Source organism: Arthrobacter sp. NPDC056886 (genome assembly GCF_042788715.1).
In the GTDB taxonomy this organism is placed as follows: domain Bacteria; phylum Actinomycetota; class Actinomycetes; order Actinomycetales; family Micrococcaceae; genus Arthrobacter.
Map to the genome: position 1 here is coordinate 314,657 of NZ_JBHUBT010000001.1, position 18,550 is coordinate 333,206.

21 protein-coding genes and 1 pseudogene are annotated in these 18,550 nt (G+C 64.6%); 11 read left to right on the forward strand and 11 right to left on the reverse strand.

Features of this window, described 5'->3' with window-relative positions; all coding sequences use genetic code 11:
- Positions 1–98: 98 nt before the first annotated feature.
- Positions 99–773, reverse strand: coding sequence for a helix-turn-helix domain-containing protein (locus ACFRJ8_RS01520; protein ID WP_377984383.1), 675 nt, complete (start codon positions 771–773; stop codon positions 99–101).
- A gap of 45 nt (positions 774–818) precedes the next feature.
- Between ACFRJ8_RS01520 and ACFRJ8_RS01525 the strand changes: the two genes are divergently transcribed.
- From ACFRJ8_RS01525 to ACFRJ8_RS01535, 3 genes and pseudogenes are all read left to right on the forward strand, one after another.
- On the forward strand, positions 819–1,571 hold the full coding sequence (locus tag ACFRJ8_RS01525) for an aquaporin (RefSeq protein ID WP_377984384.1): 753 nt from the start codon (positions 819–821) through the stop codon (positions 1,569–1,571).
- A 30-nt stretch (positions 1,572–1,601) separates the two neighbouring features.
- Positions 1,602–1,952 (forward strand): ArsR/SmtB family transcription factor, encoded by a 351-nt coding sequence (locus ACFRJ8_RS01530; RefSeq protein WP_377984385.1) that lies wholly within the window; start codon positions 1,602–1,604, stop codon positions 1,950–1,952.
- 35 nt (positions 1,953–1,987) lie between these two features.
- Positions 1,988–2,472, forward strand: a pseudogene (locus tag ACFRJ8_RS01535) (GNAT family N-acetyltransferase).
- A 91-nt stretch (positions 2,473–2,563) separates the two neighbouring features.
- Here the strand turns inward: ACFRJ8_RS01535 and ACFRJ8_RS01540 are convergent.
- Positions 2,564–3,202, reverse strand: coding sequence for a MerR family transcriptional regulator (locus ACFRJ8_RS01540; RefSeq protein WP_377984386.1), 639 nt, complete (start codon positions 3,200–3,202; stop codon positions 2,564–2,566).
- A gap of 71 nt (positions 3,203–3,273) precedes the next feature.
- On the opposite strand from ACFRJ8_RS01540, the gene ACFRJ8_RS01545 reads away from it, so the two are divergent.
- On the forward strand, positions 3,274–3,750 hold the full coding sequence (locus ACFRJ8_RS01545; protein ID WP_377984387.1) for a DUF4188 domain-containing protein: 477 nt from the start codon (positions 3,274–3,276) through the stop codon (positions 3,748–3,750).
- A 15-nt stretch (positions 3,751–3,765) separates the two neighbouring features.
- Here the strand turns inward: ACFRJ8_RS01545 and ACFRJ8_RS01550 are convergent, their stop codons facing one another.
- Complete coding sequence (locus tag ACFRJ8_RS01550; RefSeq protein ID WP_377984388.1) at positions 3,766–3,996, reverse strand: zinc-ribbon domain-containing protein; 231 nt, start codon at positions 3,994–3,996, stop codon at positions 3,766–3,768.
- A gap of 28 nt (positions 3,997–4,024) precedes the next feature.
- The gene (locus ACFRJ8_RS01555; protein WP_377984389.1) at positions 4,025–4,738 is read right to left on the reverse strand and encodes a TetR/AcrR family transcriptional regulator C-terminal domain-containing protein; all 714 of its coding nucleotides are present in this window, start codon (positions 4,736–4,738) and stop codon (positions 4,025–4,027) included.
- 271 nt (positions 4,739–5,009) lie between these two features.
- Between ACFRJ8_RS01555 and ACFRJ8_RS01560 the strand changes: the two genes are divergently transcribed.
- Positions 5,010–5,267: a hypothetical protein gene (locus tag ACFRJ8_RS01560; RefSeq protein ID WP_377984390.1), complete on the forward strand. Its 258-nt coding sequence runs from the start codon at positions 5,010–5,012 to the stop codon at positions 5,265–5,267.
- A gap of 484 nt (positions 5,268–5,751) precedes the next feature.
- Positions 5,752–5,904 (forward strand): hypothetical protein, encoded by a 153-nt coding sequence (locus ACFRJ8_RS01565; protein WP_377984391.1) that lies wholly within the window; start codon positions 5,752–5,754, stop codon positions 5,902–5,904.
- A 17-nt stretch (positions 5,905–5,921) separates the two neighbouring features.
- Here ACFRJ8_RS01565 and ACFRJ8_RS01570 read toward each other — a convergent pair whose 3' ends face one another.
- The 3 genes from ACFRJ8_RS01570 to ACFRJ8_RS01580 all read right to left on the reverse strand — a co-directional run bounded on the left by ACFRJ8_RS01570 (position 5,922) and on the right by ACFRJ8_RS01580 (position 7,642).
- Positions 5,922–6,785, reverse strand: coding sequence for a PhzF family phenazine biosynthesis protein (locus ACFRJ8_RS01570; protein ID WP_377984392.1), 864 nt, complete (start codon positions 6,783–6,785; stop codon positions 5,922–5,924).
- Positions 6,786–6,864: 79 nt separating this feature from the next.
- A complete protein-coding gene (locus tag ACFRJ8_RS01575; RefSeq protein WP_377984393.1) occupies positions 6,865–7,047 on the reverse strand; it encodes a hypothetical protein in 183 nt (60 codons plus the stop codon).
- A gap of 205 nt (positions 7,048–7,252) precedes the next feature.
- Entirely contained in the window at positions 7,253–7,642 is a 390-nt protein-coding gene (locus ACFRJ8_RS01580; RefSeq protein WP_377984394.1) for a MarR family winged helix-turn-helix transcriptional regulator, read from the reverse strand.
- Between the two features lie 84 nt (positions 7,643–7,726).
- On the opposite strand from ACFRJ8_RS01580, the gene ACFRJ8_RS01585 reads away from it, so the two are divergent.
- The 5 genes from ACFRJ8_RS01585 (at position 7,727) to ACFRJ8_RS01605 (ending at position 14,174) form a co-directional block, all read left to right on the forward strand.
- On the forward strand, positions 7,727–9,235 hold the full coding sequence (locus ACFRJ8_RS01585) for an MFS transporter (protein WP_377984395.1): 1,509 nt from the start codon (positions 7,727–7,729) through the stop codon (positions 9,233–9,235).
- A 473-nt stretch (positions 9,236–9,708) separates the two neighbouring features.
- Complete coding sequence (locus tag ACFRJ8_RS01590; protein ID WP_377984396.1) at positions 9,709–11,304, forward strand: glycoside hydrolase family 68 protein; 1,596 nt, start codon at positions 9,709–9,711, stop codon at positions 11,302–11,304.
- 243 nt (positions 11,305–11,547) lie between these two features.
- Positions 11,548–13,167: a glycoside hydrolase family 32 protein gene (locus ACFRJ8_RS01595; protein ID WP_377984397.1), complete on the forward strand. Its 1,620-nt coding sequence runs from the start codon at positions 11,548–11,550 to the stop codon at positions 13,165–13,167.
- 223 nt (positions 13,168–13,390) lie between these two features.
- The gene (locus ACFRJ8_RS01600) at positions 13,391–13,648 is read left to right on the forward strand and encodes a hypothetical protein (protein WP_377984678.1); all 258 of its coding nucleotides are present in this window, start codon (positions 13,391–13,393) and stop codon (positions 13,646–13,648) included.
- A gap of 55 nt (positions 13,649–13,703) precedes the next feature.
- A complete protein-coding gene (locus tag ACFRJ8_RS01605; protein WP_277525102.1) occupies positions 13,704–14,174 on the forward strand; it encodes a pyridoxamine 5'-phosphate oxidase family protein in 471 nt (156 codons plus the stop codon).
- A gap of 130 nt (positions 14,175–14,304) precedes the next feature.
- Here ACFRJ8_RS01605 and ACFRJ8_RS01610 read toward each other — a convergent pair whose 3' ends face one another.
- The 4 genes from ACFRJ8_RS01610 to ACFRJ8_RS01625 all read right to left on the reverse strand — a co-directional run bounded on the left by ACFRJ8_RS01610 (position 14,305) and on the right by ACFRJ8_RS01625 (position 18,516).
- Positions 14,305–14,964 (reverse strand): D-alanyl-D-alanine carboxypeptidase family protein, encoded by a 660-nt coding sequence (locus ACFRJ8_RS01610; RefSeq protein WP_377984398.1) that lies wholly within the window; start codon positions 14,962–14,964, stop codon positions 14,305–14,307.
- A 120-nt stretch (positions 14,965–15,084) separates the two neighbouring features.
- Entirely contained in the window at positions 15,085–16,626 is a 1,542-nt protein-coding gene (locus ACFRJ8_RS01615) for a glycoside hydrolase family 32 protein (protein WP_377984399.1), read from the reverse strand.
- Between the two features lie 35 nt (positions 16,627–16,661).
- Complete coding sequence (locus tag ACFRJ8_RS01620; protein WP_377984679.1) at positions 16,662–17,504, reverse strand: carbohydrate ABC transporter permease; 843 nt, start codon at positions 17,502–17,504, stop codon at positions 16,662–16,664.
- Positions 17,505–17,550: 46 nt separating this feature from the next.
- A complete protein-coding gene (locus ACFRJ8_RS01625) occupies positions 17,551–18,516 on the reverse strand; it encodes a carbohydrate ABC transporter permease (protein WP_377984400.1) in 966 nt (321 codons plus the stop codon).
- Between the last annotated feature and the right edge of the window lie 34 nt (positions 18,517–18,550).

Below are 18,550 nucleotides of genomic sequence, written 5' to 3' on the forward strand. Positions count from 1 at the left end.
CCCCGCGCCACTCTTGACTGCCTAGACATTGATGTTTGTCGATGCATGAAGTATCGGACACTAAATCGACACTTGTCAATATTTGCGGGGTTCGGGTTTTAGGCCGCGTGCAGGCGGGGTGCGAGGTCGCTGATGCGGCGGGCGATGTCGCTGAACGCGCCTCGGAAGGCGTCCTCGGTGTTCAGCCGGAGCGGATCCGGAACGGACCAGTGGATCCCTCCCAGGTTGGGGATTTCCTCGTGGGCGTTGTCGCACACGGTCACGACGAAGTCCTCTTCATTCGCCACCTCATCCAGCCGACGCGGGGGAAGGTCCGCGAGAGCGATGCCGTGGCGGCGGGCGACGTCAATGGCGCCCTGGGCGATGCGGTCCGCGGGATGCGTTCCCGCCGACGTCGACGGGATTTCGCTGACCTGGTTCCAGAGTGCGACGGCCAGCTGGGACCGGGCGCTGTTCCGGGTACAGACGAAGAGGACGCGGCGGGCGCCGTGTTCGGCCCCGGGAGCCAGTCCGTCCAGCGCCCCCCCGGCGAGCCGGATATAGCTGCGGCGCTTATCCGCCTCCGAGCGGTGGCGTGTGGTCAGGCCCGCGTCTTCCAGCGTGCGCAGGTGGTGGGAGAGCAGGTTCGACGGCATCCCAAGTTCGGCCTGCAGCTCCGTGGGGGAAAGGTCTCCCAGGGTCAGGAGGTCCACGATGCGCAGCCGTGCAGGATCCGCGAGGGCCGCGTGTTTGGCGACCCGCGCCCGAAAGACTTCAACTGGGTCAGCGTTCATTGATTCAATTTTGACTGAGCAAATATCTTGGGTCAAGCTGTTCGCATGACTTCCCAACACCCACCGCTGTGGCGCCGTGCCGTCGCCGAACTGCTCGGCACCAGCCTGCTCGTGATGGTCGTCGTCGGCTCCGGGATCGCCGCACAGCAGCTCTCCCCCAACGACGTCGGCCTGCAGCTGCTTGAGAACAGTACCGCCACGGTGCTGGGCCTCACGGTCCTGATCCTGGTGCTCGGTCCCGTCAGCGGCGCCCACTTCAACCCCGTGGTCTCCCTCGCCGACTGGATCCTGGGCCGGCGCGGCGGTACCGGGCTGACCCTGCCGGAGCTTGGCGCCTACATCGTCGCGCAGACCGTGGGAGCAGTCAGCGGCAGCGTCGTGGCGAACGCCATGTTTGAGGTGGGCACCTCCGTCTCGGTCAAGGACCGGGCAACAACCGGGCATCTCCTGGGCGAGGTCGTCGCGACCGCCGGGCTCATTCTGCTGATCTTCGCCCTGGCCGCCACCAACCGGGGAGTTCTTGCCGCGCCGGCGGTGGGGGCCTACATCGGAGCCGCGTACTGGTTCACGTCCTCGACGTCGTTCGCGAACCCGGCCGTGACGGTGGGCCGCATCTTCAGTGACACCTTCGCCGGCATCGCGCCGGCCTCCGTTCCGGAATTTGTCGGGGCGCAGCTGCTCGGCGCGGCAGTAGGCCTTGGTCTGGTTCTCATCCTGTTCCCCTCCGCGGCCGGCACGGCGGACGACGTCGTCCTGGCGCACAGTGCCGAAGCGGCCCGCCCTAAGCCGATATATTGATGATTATCAATATCAGGGCATAATGGGTACATGACCTCGCTGCCCATCCTCGATCCGACCACGGATGAAGCCTGCTGCATTCCCGCACGGCCCCCCGCCCTCGGCGCCGAGGACGCCCAGCAGAGGGCTCTGGTTTTTAAGGCGCTGGCCGATCCGAACCGGCTCCGGCTGCTCTCCATCGTCAAGGCCGGCGATTCCGGCGAGGCATGCGTCTGCGACCTCACCGAACCCCTGGACCTGGGCCAGCCGACGGTCTCCCACCACCTGAAGATCCTGGTCGAGGCAGGGCTCCTGCACCGCGAAAAGCGCGGCACCTGGGCCTACTACTCCCTGGTGCCGGGGGCGCTCGCGCAGGCGGCCGGACTCCTGGCAACCCTGTGACCGCGCCAGAACAGTCTGCGGTCACGATCCGCTCCATGCTCGAGGACGACTGGCCAGCGGTCCGGGGATTTACCGCGAGGGAATCGCCACGGGCCACGCCACCTTTGAAGCAGACGTGCCGGACTGGGAGCGCTTCACCAGTTCGCGGCTCCCCGGCCACCGTCTGGTCGCCGAGGCGCCCGGGGGCGCGATCCTTGGCTGGGCGGCTGTCTCCGCCGTGTCCGCGCGGCCCGCGTATGCCGGCGTGGTGGAACACTCCGTCTACGTCGCCGCAGAAGCCCGCGGCAGGGGAGTCGGAGCCGCACTGCTTCAGGCCCTGGCAGCATCGACCGAACAATGCGGGATCTGGACCATCCAGGCCAGTGTCTTCCCCGAAAACGAAGCAAGCCTGAAGCTCCACCTCGCGAACGGATTCGCCGTCGTCGGCCGGCGGGACCGCATCGCCCGCATGGGGTACGGTCCCCGCGAGGGGCAATGGCGGGATACGGTGCTGATCGAGCGGCGCTCCCCGGTCATCTAGTACGCCAGGCAGCTGCGCCGGCCTGCGGCGGTGAATCCGCGGAGAACCTAGGGGTCCTCAGCCTGCCTTCCAGCGGGTTCGTTCCCGAAAACTATTCCGCGCCGGACTGCCGGGGGGACTCCGTCCCGCCAAACCGCTGGAAGGATGCGCTTTGCTGGGCAAGCCGGCGCATGGCAAGGAGTACCGGTTCCATCAGGAGCGTTCCGAGGATCACGTGCTGCATCGCGGCCTCGGCCGAATCCGTGGGAACACTTTCGACGTCGGCCTCCGCGATGTCCTGCATGGCCGCGGCATAGCGGTCCAAGAGCGCCGCCGACGCGTCGAATCCCGCCTCCGAGAGCCCGTGGAGGGCCTTCACCAGGGCCGCCTGGGTATCGCGGTCGCATGTCTCGGCGCCCCAGCCCCAACGGTCCAGGAGCTCTTGCGCCGAGGAGAGGTCGACGTCGTCCGGTGCGGACCGGGTGACCGCATGGTGTGCGATTCCGAGTACATCGTGGCCGGACTCCGGCGGGTTTTCCAGGCCAAGCAGTACCTCGCGGGTGGCGCTGACGCTGAGCCCGGCGGTGCCAATGAGTGCCCGGATCAGTTTCAGCCGCCGTACATGCGAGTCGTCGTAGCGAGCCTGGGTCGCGGAGGTCAGCACGCCGTCGTGAAGCAATTTCTCCCGAAGGTAGTACTTGATGGTGGCCACAGGAACCCCAGTGGCCGCGGCCAGCTGTGAGATGCGCAAAGTTTCCCCTTGACTTAGATAGTGACACTCGCCAATATTGGAGAGTAATGGTATCTAGTTAGGAGAAAAGTATGGCACGCATCAATGCTGGACGTTTCACGCACCGCCATTCCGGCGACTTGGTGGTCTTCCTCATCGGCATGCGCATCAACAGTCCCTGGCGACCGGATCTGTGGCTGCCGGCCTTCCTGGCCATGCCGCGGATGCTGACCGAGCTCTTCAGGGAGCCGGGTTCCGGCCTTCTTGGTTGCCGGTTTGCCCTCGGCGCCGGCGGGCCGGTCATCGTGCAGTACTGGGACTCGCTGGACAAGCTGTATGCCTACGCTAGTGCGCCTGAATCCGAGCACAGGCCGGCCTGGACCGCCTTTAACCGCCAGGCCAGAAAGGCCCCCAAGGCCGTCGGCATCTGGCACGAGACATTCCAGGTGAGCCGGGCCGAGAGCATGTACGTCTCGATGCCGACCGAAGGTCTCGCGCAAGCCACGGAGCTAGTGCCTGTCGGGCCCGGAAGCCATCACGCGAAGGATCGGCTGTCTAAGCCGCGCTGATGCCGCGACGGCTTCCTAGCCCAGGAGCATGTTTTTCTGCCGCGGCTTGACGATCGAGTTCTGTCCGCAGTTGGAGCAGGTGATGCTGAAGGCTTTGGAGGTCGTGAAGACGGGGATGAAAAACAGGGTGAATTTCGTGGCGCGTTCCTGTAGTCGATGCTGCACGAATTGGTGGCAGTACTGGCACGTTGCCATCCGTTCGGGAAGGCTGCGCAGCACCGTCTTGAGGCCGAGGAGGAGAAGCAAGGCGGATCCTTTCAAGGGAATTTCCGGATCAGGGTTTGGCCGAGGCTCCCGGAAGCGGGAGGTGGGCTGCCAGGCCCGAAAGCAGGATGGTGATCCCTTCATCCAGTTCGGCCATCCCGTCGTAGTCGGCAAGGACGGGGGCGAGCGCGCGGAGGCGGGGGAAATCTTTCGGCGGCAAACGGTGCAGGCCCAGGCGGAGAAGGGCCTCGTTTTCGTCGGGGTCGACGACGAATTCTTGCAGTTCGTTGAGGATGTGCCCGTAGAGGTATCCGTAGTAGGCGCGGTAGACGTGCAGGGCGTCCTCAGGGGCGAACCCGGCCTCGATCAGCAGGGACAGGATCTGCTCCAGCGGCCGGAGCGTCCCCAATGGCCGCAGGCCCAGCGGTGTTGACAGGGGGCGGGTCACGAGGAGGGGCACGACGTTGGGGTGCCGGAGTGCCAGAAGCCGCAAATCGTGGGCAATGCGCCGGAGTTGCGCCTGCCAGTCGGGGTCATCTGGAATGATGGCCAGTTCATTCAGGACAAGTTCTGAGACTCCGTCCAGCAGCGCCGCGCGGTTTTCGGCGTAGCGGTACAGGCTCATGGGATCCCGCCCCAGTTCCTGCCCGAGCCTGCGCATGGTGAGCGCGTCGAGTCCTTCGGCGTCCACCAATGCCAGCGCCGCGGACAGAACAACGTCCCGGCTAAGGCGCGTCTTCTTGCCAGGCGTCGCTGGGGGCGCCGGGTGCTCTGCGGGCGACATGGAATTCCGTTCGGGTCGGTGCGGAGGAGCAAGATTTTCAAGATAATAAAAAAGGTTGCTTTATGTGTAGTCTACGCCTAGAGTCTACATTGTAGAGAGGTTGTTTTGAGTGGTTCCGCGGCACGTGGATTTCCAGCCCAACAGCGCTTTATCCCCGGATCTGCGGTGACGAGCAGTCCGGGATCCTGCTTCAGGGCTTTGTGCGGCCTTGACGCCTAGCTGCTGTAGCCACATGGCGGCACAAAATGCACCGCGAGGAAACGAGCCACTCATGGCAACTTCTCAATTCGACCAATTCCTGCAAGAAGCCACTATCCAAGACTCTGGATCCGACCACGCCCTGGGCAAAGACTGCCTCTACGGCCTGTACACCAGCTGGTGCTTCCTGAATCAGATCACCCCCCAAGCCGAAGATGCCTTCTGGGCTGCCATGCAAGCGAAGCAGATCCATCCAGAGCGCACCCGCCTCCGCATGAAGGGACCGGCAGCCGCGGATTACATTCTGGCCAGCTACCCGGCCCTGGTCTGACCTGGATGACAATCACGTCAAGCACGTACTTGCCCCGAGATGCCCATCAGCCCCGAGGCCGCCGGCCATGGTGCGCGACATGCGACACGGACCGGCACCTCCTCTTAGACTCTGTCACCACGATGAATCCGCAGCGCGGGACCCTCGCGGCGGCGATCAACTGCACCAATTGCGGGGGCTCGCACGTGGTGGCTACGACTGCGGCATTTCTCGCAGCCATCCCGGGGCGGAATGGGCGCAGCGGCGGCGCCGGACCGGGGGAGGACGTCTACCGCCACTGCCAGGAGCCGATGTCCGCGGTGGACCCAGAGCGGCGCAGCGCCTACCGGCCGGTTTCCACTCACGCCGGGACCCCGGACTTTCTGGGCGACTATCTCCGGACGCGTGTTCTGCGGTGCCGGTGCGGGTTCCAGATGGAAATACCCCACACATGACAGCCAGCATCCTCCCGGGTCCGTATCCAACAAAGTATTAGGGGCACACCGTGACCAACCACAGCACACCCACCACCGGGCACTCCGCGGCCCACAATCAACAACCCGGGCTAATGGACCTGGATCTGTCCCCGCAGGGACTTGCGGACGCCCCGGCGAACGAAGTCGACGTCGACAGCCTCGTCTACACGGGCAACAGCTAGACAAGGCAGCTATTGCCCTAAGCGGGGGGGATTCGGACGGCCGTGCCGCTGACCACAATTCCGCCGGCAGCGGGAATGTCCACTGTGAGTAAGCCCGGCCGGCCGACGTGCCGTCCCTGGTGGATTAAGACCCTTGCCGGGGGGTCGACCAGGCCCAGGAGGCGCAGGTAGGCGCCCACCGCCGCCGCGGCCGCCCCTGTCGCGGGGTCCTCGGTGATGGCTCCCACGGGGAACAGATTCCGGGCTTCGAATTCGCCATCCGCAATCCGGAGCAGGACGGCTACCGTTGCGGCCCAGCCCTGGGCGTCCATGAGCCGGCGCACCGCCTCCGGATCGAAGCCAAAGGAATCGAAAAGGCTGCGGTCGGCGAGGACCAGCACCGGATGCCAGTTGCCCGAATACGCGATCCGCGGCGGGTAGGCGGGATCGAGATCCGCCAGCCCGACGCCGAGCAGGCCGAGGAGTTCGGCCAGGACGCCGTCGTCGAACACGGCCACCTGTGGCTCCACAGCGGTAAACGATGCGGTGAAGTCGGCGCCGTCGCCTGCTGTTTCGATGACGACGGGTCCGACGGGGGTCTCGAAGGTGAAGGATCCGGCCCCGTCGCGTGCGCTCAGCGCAACGGCCAGCGCAATCGTCGCATGGCCGCAAAATGGCACCTCGGCGATCGGCGAGAAGTACCGAACCCGGCTACGCCGCGGATCCCCGCCGACGCCCCGCTCCGTCACGAAGGCCGTTTCGGCGTATCCGACGGCGGCCGCCACGGCCAGCATTCCGGCATCGTCCAGATGGCTGGCATCCAGGACCAGCCCTGCAGGATTGCCGCCGTCTGGGGTCGTGGAAAAGGCCGCATAACGGAGGACCTCGGGGGAGTTTTCCATACCGTGATCCTCCCACGTCCAGCCGCCGCGGCAGTGATATTCCACCAACGCTAAGACAGGAAATGCAATGAGGGCTGGTTTAGGCCAGCAGCAGCCGAACGCGCGTTCCTCTCCGTTCAATGGCGATGTCCTGTGTCCCTGACATTTCGCTGGAATCCTGCCAGGTGGTGCCTAGAACAGCGGTCAAGGCCATGGCGAGCAACGCCGACTTAAGCCCCGTATGGCCGGCGGTCAGTGGGGCGATGGGGCGGTAGATAATCATCAGGGTCCTCCTTGGGCGGGTGTTCCTGTGACCACTCTCTCGCAGCGGAATTGCTAGGGACTTAAGAGAACCTTTGCGCTGGCTGTGCCTGGCACAGGCGCCCTGAAGGTCCCGACGCATCCACGGCCACCGGGAACCTGCGCGCGGTGTGCCCTAGCCCTTGGGATCGATCGGCGTAGCTGTGCTGTTTCCCTGGCGATACGGCTCAGGCCAGGTTTTCCTTGAGGTTTTCCTTGAGCAGGGCGCGGTGTTCAATCGCGGCTTCCCGGTGGAGGGCGCGGCCGGCGTCGGTGAGTTCCAGAAAAAGTGAGCGCCGGTCATCTTCGCAGGAGTGGCGGGAAATGAGTCCGGCCTTGTCGAGTCGGTCCACCACTTTGGACATGGCGCTCTGGGTCATCGGGGTGCGCTCACCGAGCTGCTTCATCCGGCACGCGGCGTCTTCACTTTCGGCCACGAGATCCAGGATTTCAAACTCGGTTAGGCCGATGTTGAACCGCGACTCCAGGGCACGGTCGATCGCCCCCGCGGTGCGGAAGTACGTGGTCTGGATGCTGCGCCATTGCTCAACCAGCTGGCGGTCCTGCGGTGTTGCCATGCCGAAATTCTAGTTCATGACGAATTAAAAGTCCACGTCATAATATTCCTTGTCATTCAATGACGTGTCATATAAATTGGTGCCATGACCTCAACTTCCACTCTTGAAAGACCTGCCGGCGAACGGCTTACTCCCGTCCGCTGGACGCGTGCGCAGTGGATGCTACTCCTGGTCCTGTGCACCGTTCTGGCGCTCGACGCGCTGGACGTATCCATGGTCGGTGTGGCCCTGCCCTCGATCGGCACCGAGCTTCACCTGGGAACCGAGTCCCTTCAGTGGATCGTCTCCGCCTACGTTCTCGGTTACGGAAGTCTGCTCCTGCTGGGCGGCCGGATGGCCGATCTGCTCGGCCGGCGGCGCATCTTCCTGATTGCACTCAGCGTCTTCGCCGCGGCTTCCCTGCTCGGCGGCCTGGTGGATGACCCCGCCCTGCTGATCGCCACCCGCTTCCTCAAGGGCCTGGCGGCCGCTTTCACTGCTCCCGCCGGTTTCTCGATCATCACCACCAACTTCGCGGAAGGCCGCGAACGCAACCGGGCTGTCTCCATCTTCACCACGTTCGGCGCCAGCGGTTTCTCACTTGGCCTGGTGGTCGGAGGCCTCATGACGGCCATGAGCTGGCGCTGGACCTTCCTGGTCTCCGTACCGGTGGCGGTCGCCGTCGTGCTTCTTGGCCTGAAATACATTCCCCGGGACAACGCCGCAGGCAATGAGCCAGGCAAAGAACAAGGCAGGGCCGAAGGCGGCAATCAGGACAGCGGCCATGACCTCTGGGGCGCCGTCACCCTCGCCGCCGGCATGCTGGGGCTCGTGTACACGCTGGTTGCGGCACCCGGGAACGGCTGGGGATCTGTGGCAACTATCGCCGGATTCGTGGCCTCCGCAGCGGTGCTGGCAGCCTTCGCGGTGATCGAGAACCACGTCAGGCACCCCTTGATCCGGTTCAGCATCCTCAGGGAAGGCTGGGTGGCGCGGGCGAACCTCAGCGCCGTGGGCTTGTTCGGCTCCTACTTGAGTTTCCAGTTCATCCTCACGCTCTACCTGCAGTCCGTGCTGGGATGGAGCCCCCTCGGCATGGCCCTGGCGCTTCTTCCCACGGGTCTGCTGGTGGCCTCGAGCGCACCGTTCGCGGACCGGCTCATCGACAAGTTCGGCGCCCCGCGGCTGATCCTGACCGGTTTGGCCTCCCTGGCGCTCGGCTACCTGCTGTTCCTGCGGGTGGGCACCTCGCCGAACTACGTGACGGACATTCTGCCCTCAGTCCTGCTGCTGGGCGTCGGCTTCGCCCTGGCCTTCCCGTCCATCAATGTCCAGGCCACCGCCGGCATCCGGAACTCGGAACAGGGCCTGGCGGCCGGCCTGATCCAGACCAGCACCCAGGTGGGGGCCGCCCTGGTTCTCGCCGTCACCACCGCCATGGTCAGCGGCCACGGGAGCTCATCCGGCGGGGGCGCCGGCGTGGATGCGGCGGCAATGCTGGAGCAGTATCGCCCCGGCCTGATCCTGAGTGCGGCCGTGGCACTCGCGGCCCTGCTCATCGCCGCGGCGCCCTCCCGGAGCCGGAGCCGGAAACAGGTGGCAGTAGAGCCCTGAACTGCCTGGACGTGACGTCCAACCAGAGCCCTCGGCCTAGGCCGAGGGCTCTGAGTCGTTATGGCCGGTCCGCCGTGGTGGGCTAAACGGGGGACGACTACAGGGCGGCAAGCGGGGCAAACAGCCGACGACGTGGAAAAATAAAGCATATTTTTTTGACACATTTGACTCAATATTCGAGTCGTGGCACGCGCGCGGAGATGATGTGCAAGCGCTTACATTCGGTGCGTTCTGAGCCTGTTTAGTGCCGGAAATGTGGTTTTGAATCCTCCACAGCACTGTCTACGGTGATGAACGTCCGGGAAATCAGCACCCTCCCGGGCCATCAGGCGGGGCCCTACCGAGGTCCCGCCCCCTCGACACAATGGCGTCCTCGATGACGCCTGCGGTGTCAGCGGGGCCGTCGGAGTTTCGGGGAAAGAGGGCACACGCCCGTCTTCCACGAATGGTCTCACTCCGCGAGAAGAGCAAAAATGCACGAGCACCCCAATACACCCCGGAAGCTGCGGCGGCGTTCTGTCGCCGCGGCACTGGCGGCGGCCGTGGCGGCCTCCGTCTTCCTTTCTGTCCCGTCGGCGCAGGCAAACGCGCCTTCCGATCCGCCGAGCGGCGGTCAGATGCCGGCTCCGACGCCCGGCTTCCCCCTGCCCACGAAGCACACCCAGCAGTCGTTCGATCCGGCCGCGGCCTTCACCTCCAAATGGACGCGTGCGGATGCCAAACAGATCATGGCCCAGAGCAGCACCACCGGGGCACCGGGCCAGAACTCCATGAGCCCGAACGTCACCATGCCGGAGATCCCGCAGGACTTCCCGGCCATGAACGACGACGTGTGGGTTTGGGACACCTGGTCCCTGACCGACGAGAAGGCAAACCAGATCAGCTACAAGGGCTGGGACGTCATCTTCTCGCTCGTTGCCGACCGCCACGCCGGCTACGGCTTCGACCAGCGGCACTGGAACGCCCGGATCGGCTATTTCTTCCGCAAGACCAACGCCGACCCGGCCAAGGACAAGTGGAACTACGGCGGGCACCTCTTCCTGCCCAACACCTCCATCGGTAACACCGAATGGTCCGGTTCCACCCGTCTCATGCAGGGGAACCACGTCAACGTCTTCTACACGGCGACCACGTTCTTCGACGTTGCCGAGCGCAACGCCGGCGGGGGCGGAATTGCCCCGGACGCCGTGATTGCCAAGGCGCTGGGCAACATCCACGCTGACAAGAACGGTGTGAGCTTCGACGGTTTCGAACACACCAAGCTCCTTGAGCCGGACGGCGTCCTGTACCAGAACAAGGCCCAGAACCCGGGCTTCGCCTTCCGCGACCCGTACACGTTCGCAGACCCGGCCCACCCGGGTAAGACCTTCATGGTCTTCGAAGGCAACACCGGCGGCAAACGGGGCGACTACAAGTGCAAGAACGAGGACCTGGGCTACCAGCCGGGGGACCCGAATGCCGAGACACTTGAGCAGGTCAACAGCACCGGTTCATGGTTCCAGACCGCCAACGTGGGCCTGGCCGTGGCGGACAACAAGGACCTCACAAAGTGGCACTTCCTGCCGCCGGTCCTGTCCGCCAACTGCGTGAACGACCAGACCGAGCGCCCCCAGATTTTCATCCAGAACGAGGGCGGCAAGAACAAGTACTACCTGTTCACCATCAGCCACCAGTTCACCTACGCGGATGGAATGCGCGGACCCGACGGCGTCTACGGCTTTGTGGGCGACGGCGTCCGTTCCGACTACCAGCCCATGAACAACAGCGGCCTGACTCTGGCATCCCCCACGGACCTGAACATGCCAGCCAATGCACCCGAAGGGCCGGATCCTCGCCAGAACGGCCGTCAGTTCCAGGCGTACTCGCACTACGTCCAGCCTGGCGGGCTGGTGCAGTCCTTCATTGACAACGTGAACGGTGTCCGCGGCGGTTCACTCTCGCCCACAGTGAAGATCAACTTCCGCAACGGAGTTTCGGCAGTTGACCGCACCTTCGGCCAGAACGGACTGGGTCCGTTCGGGTACCTGCCCACGAACCTCAAGGTCGGCGGTGCCGGCCTGTACAAGTAGTCAGCAGGCAGTCATGAGGCGGAAGCGCCCGGAATTCCGGGCGCTTCCGTCCTCACATGCAGGCCATAGATGGGGGGATGGCTTCCACAAGAACCAAGAATGTTGAATCATGGAAAACCTCGTACGTCCGCTGAGGCTGAAAAATTGAATCCATTTCGACGCCGGCAGCCACCGCAGTGGCGACCCGCGGTTTCCCTCGCCAGGCTGATCGGCAGACAGGCCGCAGAGTTGTTCCCTTCCGGAATGCCGAGCCGCCGGACGATCTGGATTGTGCTGGCGGCAGCGGCTGTTCTGATCGCGGTGGCGCTGGTCCCTGCAGCGGGCCCCGGTCCGGGCGCCCAGAACCCGGCCGAGCAAAGCCTGGCCGCGCCGGCGCCTTCAGCCTTCGATCGGCCCGAGGGGGCATCCGAGTTCCGGCCGAGCTATCACATCACGCCCGCGAAGAACTGGATGAATGATCCGCAGCGCCCGTTCCTGCTGGACGGGGTGTGGCACTACTACTACCTCTACAACGCCGGGTACCCGACGGAAAACGGCACCGAGTGGTACCACCTGACCAGCACCGACCTGGTGCACTGGAAGGACGAGGGGGTGGCGATCGCCAAGTACAAAAACGGGCTGGGCGACATCGAGACCGGAAGTGCCGTTGTGGATCACGACAACTCGGCCGGCTTTGGCAAAGGAGCCGTCATCGCGGTCATGACGCAACAGGACCAGGACATCCAGCGGCAATCCCTGTTCTATTCCACCGACAACGGATACTCCTTCACCGCGTATGCGCAGAATCCGGTCATGGAAAACCCCGGCGAACCGAACTGGCGGGATCCCAAGATCATCCGCGATGACGCCCACCGCCAATGGGTGATGGCACTGGCCGAAGGCGACAAAATCGGCATGTATACCTCGCCGGACCTGAAGAACTGGCGCTACGCCTCGGGCGTCGAACGCACCGGTCTTGGCACCCTCGAATGCCCGGATCTCTTCCAGCTGGATCTCGACGGTGATCCATCCAAACGGACCTGGGTCCTTGCGGCCAGCGCCAACGGGAGTGAAGAGGGATTCACCACGGGCGTTGCCTACTGGACCGGAGAGTGGGACGGAACCCGCTTCACCCCGTCCGGCGGGCCGCACCAGTGGCTCGACGCCGGCCCCGACTTCTACGCAGCCGTGACGTGGGACGATCCGAGACTCACCGAAAGTCAGCGGATGTCCTCCCGGCACGCCATCGGGTGGATGAACAACTGGGCCTACGCCCGTCAGTTGCCCACCGAGGACTGGCACGGCGGCGCCGACTCCATGGTCCGCGACATCCGGCTGGAAACAGTCGCGGGAAAGCCGACCCTGGTGTCGAGCCCCTCCGCCGCCATGCAGTCCATAGAAGGCCCGGTGGCAACAACGGGGGAACGCCGAATGACGCGGGATGGCGCAGGACAGTTGCCGGCTCCGGAAGGCGGGGCGTACCGGCTCGATGTGACTCTTGAGCGGACGGCGGCGGACGACGGATCCGAAGCGAGGATTGAGCTCGGAAGCGACGGGCGAACATTCGCGACGGTGGGATATGACTTTGCCGACGAGTCGGCATTTATCACCCGAGAGGCTGATGCCGCCGCCACCGGCAAAGCCGACCTCAGTCCGGACTACCGGGCACCGCGGCGGACAGTCAGCCCGGCGCGCGACGGGAAAGTCGAGCTATCGATCTTCGTCGACTACAGCTCGGTGGAGGTCTTCATCAACGGCGGGGAAAAGACCATGACGTCACTCGTTTTCCCCACCCCGGGAACGCCGAGCATAGAAGCCGTCACGGCCGGGGGCACGCTGACGATGAAGTCGTTGAGCTACAGGCGGTTGGCCTCCACACACTGACCGGTGGAGCAACACCTCGCCGGGGAGGGGTTCCACCGGTACGGGGCTGCGATTTCTTAGGATTTGCCGTGTTGACGGACGGTTCAATCGGCCCCGGAACACATAGGGTTGCCAGCATCGACGGTCCGTATCCGGTCAGCCCGATGGCATCGCACGCATTCCCCTGTCAGCAAGAGCCCGCCAGGTTCGTTGAACCGATGCCTGAGAGGCAGCAGTGACTAAAATGCACATCAAGGAACAGTGGAACCGGCTCGATCCGACCACCCAGCAGTGGCTGATGGACAACCCAGGATGCATGGTCCTGCCCCGCACCCTGACGGCAATTTTCAATAAGGAAACGAGCGAAAACGCCGACGTCGACATGCATGGCGAAGCCGTGCTCACCGACGAGGACAGGGAGTTCATCCTGGTCAAGGCGCGCGAAGCCGAAGCAACAGGAGGTCGTGCGGACTACCGCTCCTTTGATGCCGCCCAGCCCTAACCCATCCCCGGAATGTCCCTATCCAGGGGGAGGCCCCGGGCGTATCGTCGGCAACATGACCGATAAACCATCAGCACCAGAGACGGAAGTTCTCGAATCCCACCAGTGCTGGGACCTGTTGCGTCGCGTATCGGTGGGCCATCTCGCCGTCTGGATGGGAGACCATCCTGACATCTTCCCCATCAACTACAAGGTCGATCACGGAACCTTGGTCTTCCGAACAGGAGAAGGAACCAAACTTCAGGCCGCATTGGGCGAGACCCCCGTTGCGCTCGAAGCTGACGGTGTCGATGCGGAGTCCGGCGTCGCGTGGAGCGTGGTGGTGAAAGGACAAGCCACCGCGATAAGTCTGGTCGAAGATGTCCTCGACACCGTTGGGCTGTTCCTCTTTCCCTGGGAAGCCGGCCGCAAAGACCACTTCGTCCGGATCGTTCCGACGTCCGTCACCGGCCGCCGCTTCACCGTCACGCCGCCGCTGACCTGGTGGAGCCCTCTGGACGACGCGACCCGTGCTGGGTTCGAATGACCTCCCGCTGGTGTCCCTCATTGGCCCCGTGTTCGGGGAGCTTGTCGATTTGCTCTGAAGTCAGGGTGGCGGGCAGGGTTCACCAGGCCTGCCGTCCAAACGACGGCAGGACGCGGAAGAGAACCCTTTATTAGAGGTAATCCGGGGCCGCTTCCAGGCCGAAGTAGTCCTCAAGGGTGGGGAACTGGGCCGGCTTTGCCTGCATTTCCTCGGCGATGGCCCGTCCCACATAGCGCAGATGCCATGGCTCGTAGGTGTAGCCGGTAGTGGCCTGGGCCCCGGCTGGATATCGGATGATGAATCCGTACTCCCAGCCATGCTTAGCCGCCCACTGCCCTGCCGGGGTATTTGCGAAGCAGGCCTGCAGGGCGCAGACTCCGCTGGCATTGCCGATGTCCATCGCCAGGCCGGTCTGGTGCTCGCTGTAGCCGGGCCTGGCCGCAAGGGTATCCGCCGTCGCCTGTCCGTACTGGCGCACGTAGCTGTCATAGAGGCTGGCCTGGTCGCTGAACGAACGGTAGCCGCTGATCGGCATGACGTTCACGCCGCCCGCCTTGGCGGCTTTGGCAAACTGCTTGTAGGCGTCCGCGGCCTGCGACCGCAATCGTTCCCCCTGGACTCTGACCAGCTGTCCCGGCACATACGCCGCGGGGTTCAGCTGCCGGTGCTTGTTGACCACCACCTGCAGGCTGGCGGCAGAATCGAAGTCGTAACCCACCGCGGCCACTGCCGTCACCGACGGTGCGATCATGCCGAGCGAAAGCACCAGCCCCGCCACAGCACCTGTCATCCTGCTGAATCCCTTAAGCACGATGGCCCCCAGAAGTGTCCGGAACAGATTCGGGAACTCTACTGGTCGGCAGGGGTCACAGTCGAGGGTGTTCGGAACTCCTGCGCGCCCGCGCCGGGCTCAACCGACGACGGCGAAACTCGACAGGGTGCCGCCGTCCCCTTCTGCCAGCAGTCCGACAGCGTTGCCGGAGTGTGCCGGAAACACCAGATCCGTGATGGTCGCCAGGCCGTCCTGCGCGAAGACCTCGACGGAGCAGCGGTCCAGGAAGACCCGGAGCCGTAGCCGGCCGTCCTCCAACGGCACGGCAACGCGCTCGACTGACGGGAATGCCTCGTGGAACCGCACGTTGCCGGATTCGGTCCGGTCCAGGCTGAGCTCCGCCGTGAGGCAGTCGTAAGCCAGGACTGTGCGCGCCCCGGCTCCGGGCCCGGACCTGGAGCCGGATGCATCGCCAGATTCGCTGCCTGCCCGCAGCACGAGGCCTACCCTGCTGGCAGCGCCCGGCTCGAACTCCGCATCGATCCGCAGCACATCACCGCAGGCCCCGGCTGGAAGCCAGGTCACGCCTTCCGCCAACGGCTGCTGATCCAGGCTGAACAGCTCTGTACCGAGGTGGCCGAACGGGTCCACCGCCTCCTGCACTAGCACGGGGCGGCCGCCACGGGACACCAGCCTGACTTCGCGGACAAGGGACATCGCGCTGCGCCAGCCCTCTGAGGGTGTTGCGGCGGCGTACTGCCAGTTGTTCATCCAGCCGATCATGAGCCGCCGGCCGTACGGAACATTGCTGAAGGATACGGCAGCGTAGTAGTCCCGCCCCCAGTCCAGCCATCCGTACTCGAGCATCCGGCTGTCGCCGGCCTGCACGCCTTCGGTGACGGTGGTTTCGGATCGGAACGTCACGCCGTCGAACGTTCCGATGAAGTACTGGCCGCCGGAACCGCCGGCGACACCGCCGGGGCTGAGATTTACCACCATGACCCACCGGGTGTTTGATGCATCGCCGTCCACCGGCAGTTCAAACAGGTCCGGGCACTCCCACACCCCTCCCGTAGCATTCGCAGGGCCGAACGTGCTCAGGTACTCCCAGGACAACAGGTCCGCCGACTTGTAGAGAACCACCTCGTGGCTGAGGGCCTCGACGGCGACCATCACCCAGTAGCTGCCGGCGTCACCGTCGTGCCAGAAGACCTTGGGGTCCCGGAAGTCCGCGGACGCCCGGTCAAGCACCGGGTTCCCGGCGTACTTGGTCCAGGTGGCGCCGTCGTCCGTGCTGTAGGCGAGAGACTGTGCCTGCCGTCCGGCGAGCGGCGATGTGGGCGAATACGCACTGGTGTAGATGGCCACAAGCGGCGGTGTTCCGCCGCTTCCGAAACCGCTGGTGTTATGGAAATCCACCACTGCGGAGCCGGAAAAGATGGCCTCCTGCTCATCGCACTCGATGGCAACGGGGTGCTCCTCCCAGTGCTGCAAGTCTGTGGACGTGGCGTGGCCCCAGGACATGTTGCCCCACTCAGTGCCGTGCGGGTTGTGCTGGTAGAAGAGGTGGTAAGTGCCGTTGGAGTAGACCAGCCCGTTGGGGTCGTTGAGCCAGTTGCGCTCCGCGGAGTAGTGCCACTTGGGCCGGTACTGGCAGTCGAGCTCGGTGATTGTTTTCATGAGGGTGTTTGTAGGCTTTCGCGTGAGGAGGCCGGTCAGCCCTTGACGCCGCTGGAGGCGATGCTGTTGATGAAGGAACGCTGGAACGCGACGAAAAGGACCACCACGGGAACGGTGATGAGGGACGCGTAAGCCATCACCTCGCCCCAGGAGACGTTGAGCTGGAAGAAGTACTGGATGCCGATCATCACCGGGCGGAGCTCCTCGGACTGGACCACCATGAGCGGCCACAGGTAGGAGTTCCAGGCGGGCAGGAAGGTCAGAATGGCAACGGTGGCGGTGGCCGGTCCCGCGAGGGGCATGACCACCCGCCGGTAGATGCCGAACCAGCCGGCGCCGTCGATCCGGGCGGCCTCGTCCAGTTCCTTCGGGATGGACTCGAAGTACTGGTGGTACAGGTAGATGGAGAACGCGTTGGCGATGAAGGGGATGATCTGGACCTGGTAGGTGTCCAGCCAGCCCTTCGAGATCTCGAGGCTGAAGCCGTTGAGCTCAAAGTACGGAAGCTGGTTGACCCACCACACCAGCGGCAGTGCCAGCGTCTGAAAAGGCACGATGAGGGTGGCGAGGATCGCGGTGAACACCACGCGCTTGCCGCGAACCTCCATGCGGGACAAGGCAAACGCGCAGAGGCTGTTGATGAAGATGCCGAGCACCACCGTTACCGCGGAAATGCCGATGGAGTTGATCAGGAAGCGGGCGGCGGGGACCCGGTCGAACACGGCTGTGTAGTTGTCCAGCGAGATGTTGCCGATCGGCAGGAACGCTGCCACCGAGGACATGTCACCGAAGATCTGCTGGTCCGGTTTGAGGGAGGACACCATCATGAACACGATGGGGAAGCCGGCGGCGGCGGCGAACAGGATGCGGACCGCCATGGTCGCTGCGCTGCTGAGACCTTTGGAATTGGGCGTCTGTTTCACGTCAGTCCTTCTCTCGGGTCAGGTAGCGCTGCACTGCGGAGATCAGCAGCACGAGGACGAAGAATACGAGCGAGATGGCCGAGGCGTAGGAGGTTTCCTGCTGCTTGAAGCCGGAGCGGACCGCCTCGTAAATGATGGTGGTGGTGGAATCGAGGGGCCCGCCCTGGGTCATGACGCTGACCTGGTCGAAGAGCCCCAGCGCCTGGATGGTGATGGTCACCAGGACCAGGGTGCGGGTGTGTTTGAGGCCGGGCCAGGTCACGTAGCGGAACTGGTGCCAGCGGCTGGCCCCGTCGAGCTGGGCGGCCTCGTACAGTTCGCCTGAGATGCTCTGCAGGCCTGCGAGCCAGATGATCATGTGGAAACCGGCCGCCTGCCAGATGGACAGGGCGATGATAGCCGGCATGGCTGTGGCGGGATCATTGAGCCAGTCCGGCCCGCTGATCAGGCCGAAGCTGGCCGCCGACAGCATCTCGTTAATCAGGCCGTCCTTGCGGTACATGAACAGCCACAGCAGGGACACCACCACCATGGAAGTGACCACGGGAAGGAAGTAGATGGTGCGGAAGAAGTTCACGCCGCGGAACTTCTTGTTGATCAGGAGGGCCATCGCCAGGGCGATGCCGGACTGGACGGGCACCACCACAACGGCAAAATAGCTGACGTTCAGCAGCGACCGCCAAAACGTGGGATCCGCGAAGAGCCGCGCGAAGTTGTCCGTGCCGACGAACTCCACCGGCCGCGGGGAAACCAGCCGGGCGTTGGTAAACGCCAGGCCGAAGCCCAGGATCGCCGGGAGGAAGACGAAGGCAAGCAGGAGGATCGCGGCCGGGGCGATCATTCCCCACCCGCTGATCTGTTCGCGCAGGTGGCGCGTCCGGCGGCGCGGTTTGCGGGGCGGTGCGGCCGGGGCCGGGGCCGGGTCCGCCAGGCGGCGGCCGGTGGAGGGAAGCTGGGTGGTTGTCATGGGTTTCTCCGTCGACAGTCAGGGCCGGAGGTAC

Excerpts from the sequence above, each read along its gene's own strand:
- ACFRJ8_RS01520 (WP_377984383.1), bottom strand. The coding sequence starts at position 773 with ATGAACGCTGACCCAGTTGAAGTCTTTCGGGCGCGGGTCGCCAAACAC.
- ACFRJ8_RS01525 (WP_377984384.1), top strand. The coding sequence starts at position 819 with ATGACTTCCCAACACCCACCGCTGTGGCGCCGTGCCGTCGCCGAACTG.
- ACFRJ8_RS01530 (WP_377984385.1), top strand. The coding sequence starts at position 1,602 with ATGACCTCGCTGCCCATCCTCGATCCGACCACGGATGAAGCCTGCTGC.
- ACFRJ8_RS01545 (WP_377984387.1), top strand. The coding sequence starts at position 3,274 with ATGGCACGCATCAATGCTGGACGTTTCACGCACCGCCATTCCGGCGAC.
- ACFRJ8_RS01555 (WP_377984389.1), bottom strand. The coding sequence starts at position 4,738 with ATGTCGCCCGCAGAGCACCCGGCGCCCCCAGCGACGCCTGGCAAGAAG.
- ACFRJ8_RS01560 (WP_377984390.1), top strand. The coding sequence starts at position 5,010 with ATGGCAACTTCTCAATTCGACCAATTCCTGCAAGAAGCCACTATCCAA.
- ACFRJ8_RS01570 (WP_377984392.1), bottom strand. The coding sequence starts at position 6,785 with ATGGAAAACTCCCCCGAGGTCCTCCGTTATGCGGCCTTTTCCACGACC.
- ACFRJ8_RS01575 (WP_377984393.1), bottom strand. The coding sequence starts at position 7,047 with ATGATTATCTACCGCCCCATCGCCCCACTGACCGCCGGCCATACGGGG.
- ACFRJ8_RS01580 (WP_377984394.1), bottom strand. The coding sequence starts at position 7,642 with ATGGCAACACCGCAGGACCGCCAGCTGGTTGAGCAATGGCGCAGCATC.
- ACFRJ8_RS01585 (WP_377984395.1), top strand. The coding sequence starts at position 7,727 with ATGACCTCAACTTCCACTCTTGAAAGACCTGCCGGCGAACGGCTTACT.
- ACFRJ8_RS01590 (WP_377984396.1), top strand. The coding sequence starts at position 9,709 with ATGCACGAGCACCCCAATACACCCCGGAAGCTGCGGCGGCGTTCTGTC.
- ACFRJ8_RS01595 (WP_377984397.1), top strand. The coding sequence starts at position 11,548 with ATGCCGAGCCGCCGGACGATCTGGATTGTGCTGGCGGCAGCGGCTGTT.
- ACFRJ8_RS01600 (WP_377984678.1), top strand. The coding sequence starts at position 13,391 with ATGCACATCAAGGAACAGTGGAACCGGCTCGATCCGACCACCCAGCAG.
- ACFRJ8_RS01605 (WP_277525102.1), top strand. The coding sequence starts at position 13,704 with ATGACCGATAAACCATCAGCACCAGAGACGGAAGTTCTCGAATCCCAC.
- ACFRJ8_RS01610 (WP_377984398.1), bottom strand. The coding sequence starts at position 14,964 with ATGACAGGTGCTGTGGCGGGGCTGGTGCTTTCGCTCGGCATGATCGCA.
- ACFRJ8_RS01615 (WP_377984399.1), bottom strand. The coding sequence starts at position 16,626 with ATGAAAACAATCACCGAGCTCGACTGCCAGTACCGGCCCAAGTGGCAC.
- ACFRJ8_RS01620 (WP_377984679.1), bottom strand. The coding sequence starts at position 17,504 with ATGGCGGTCCGCATCCTGTTCGCCGCCGCCGCCGGCTTCCCCATCGTG.
- ACFRJ8_RS01625 (WP_377984400.1), bottom strand. The coding sequence starts at position 18,516 with ATGACAACCACCCAGCTTCCCTCCACCGGCCGCCGCCTGGCGGACCCG.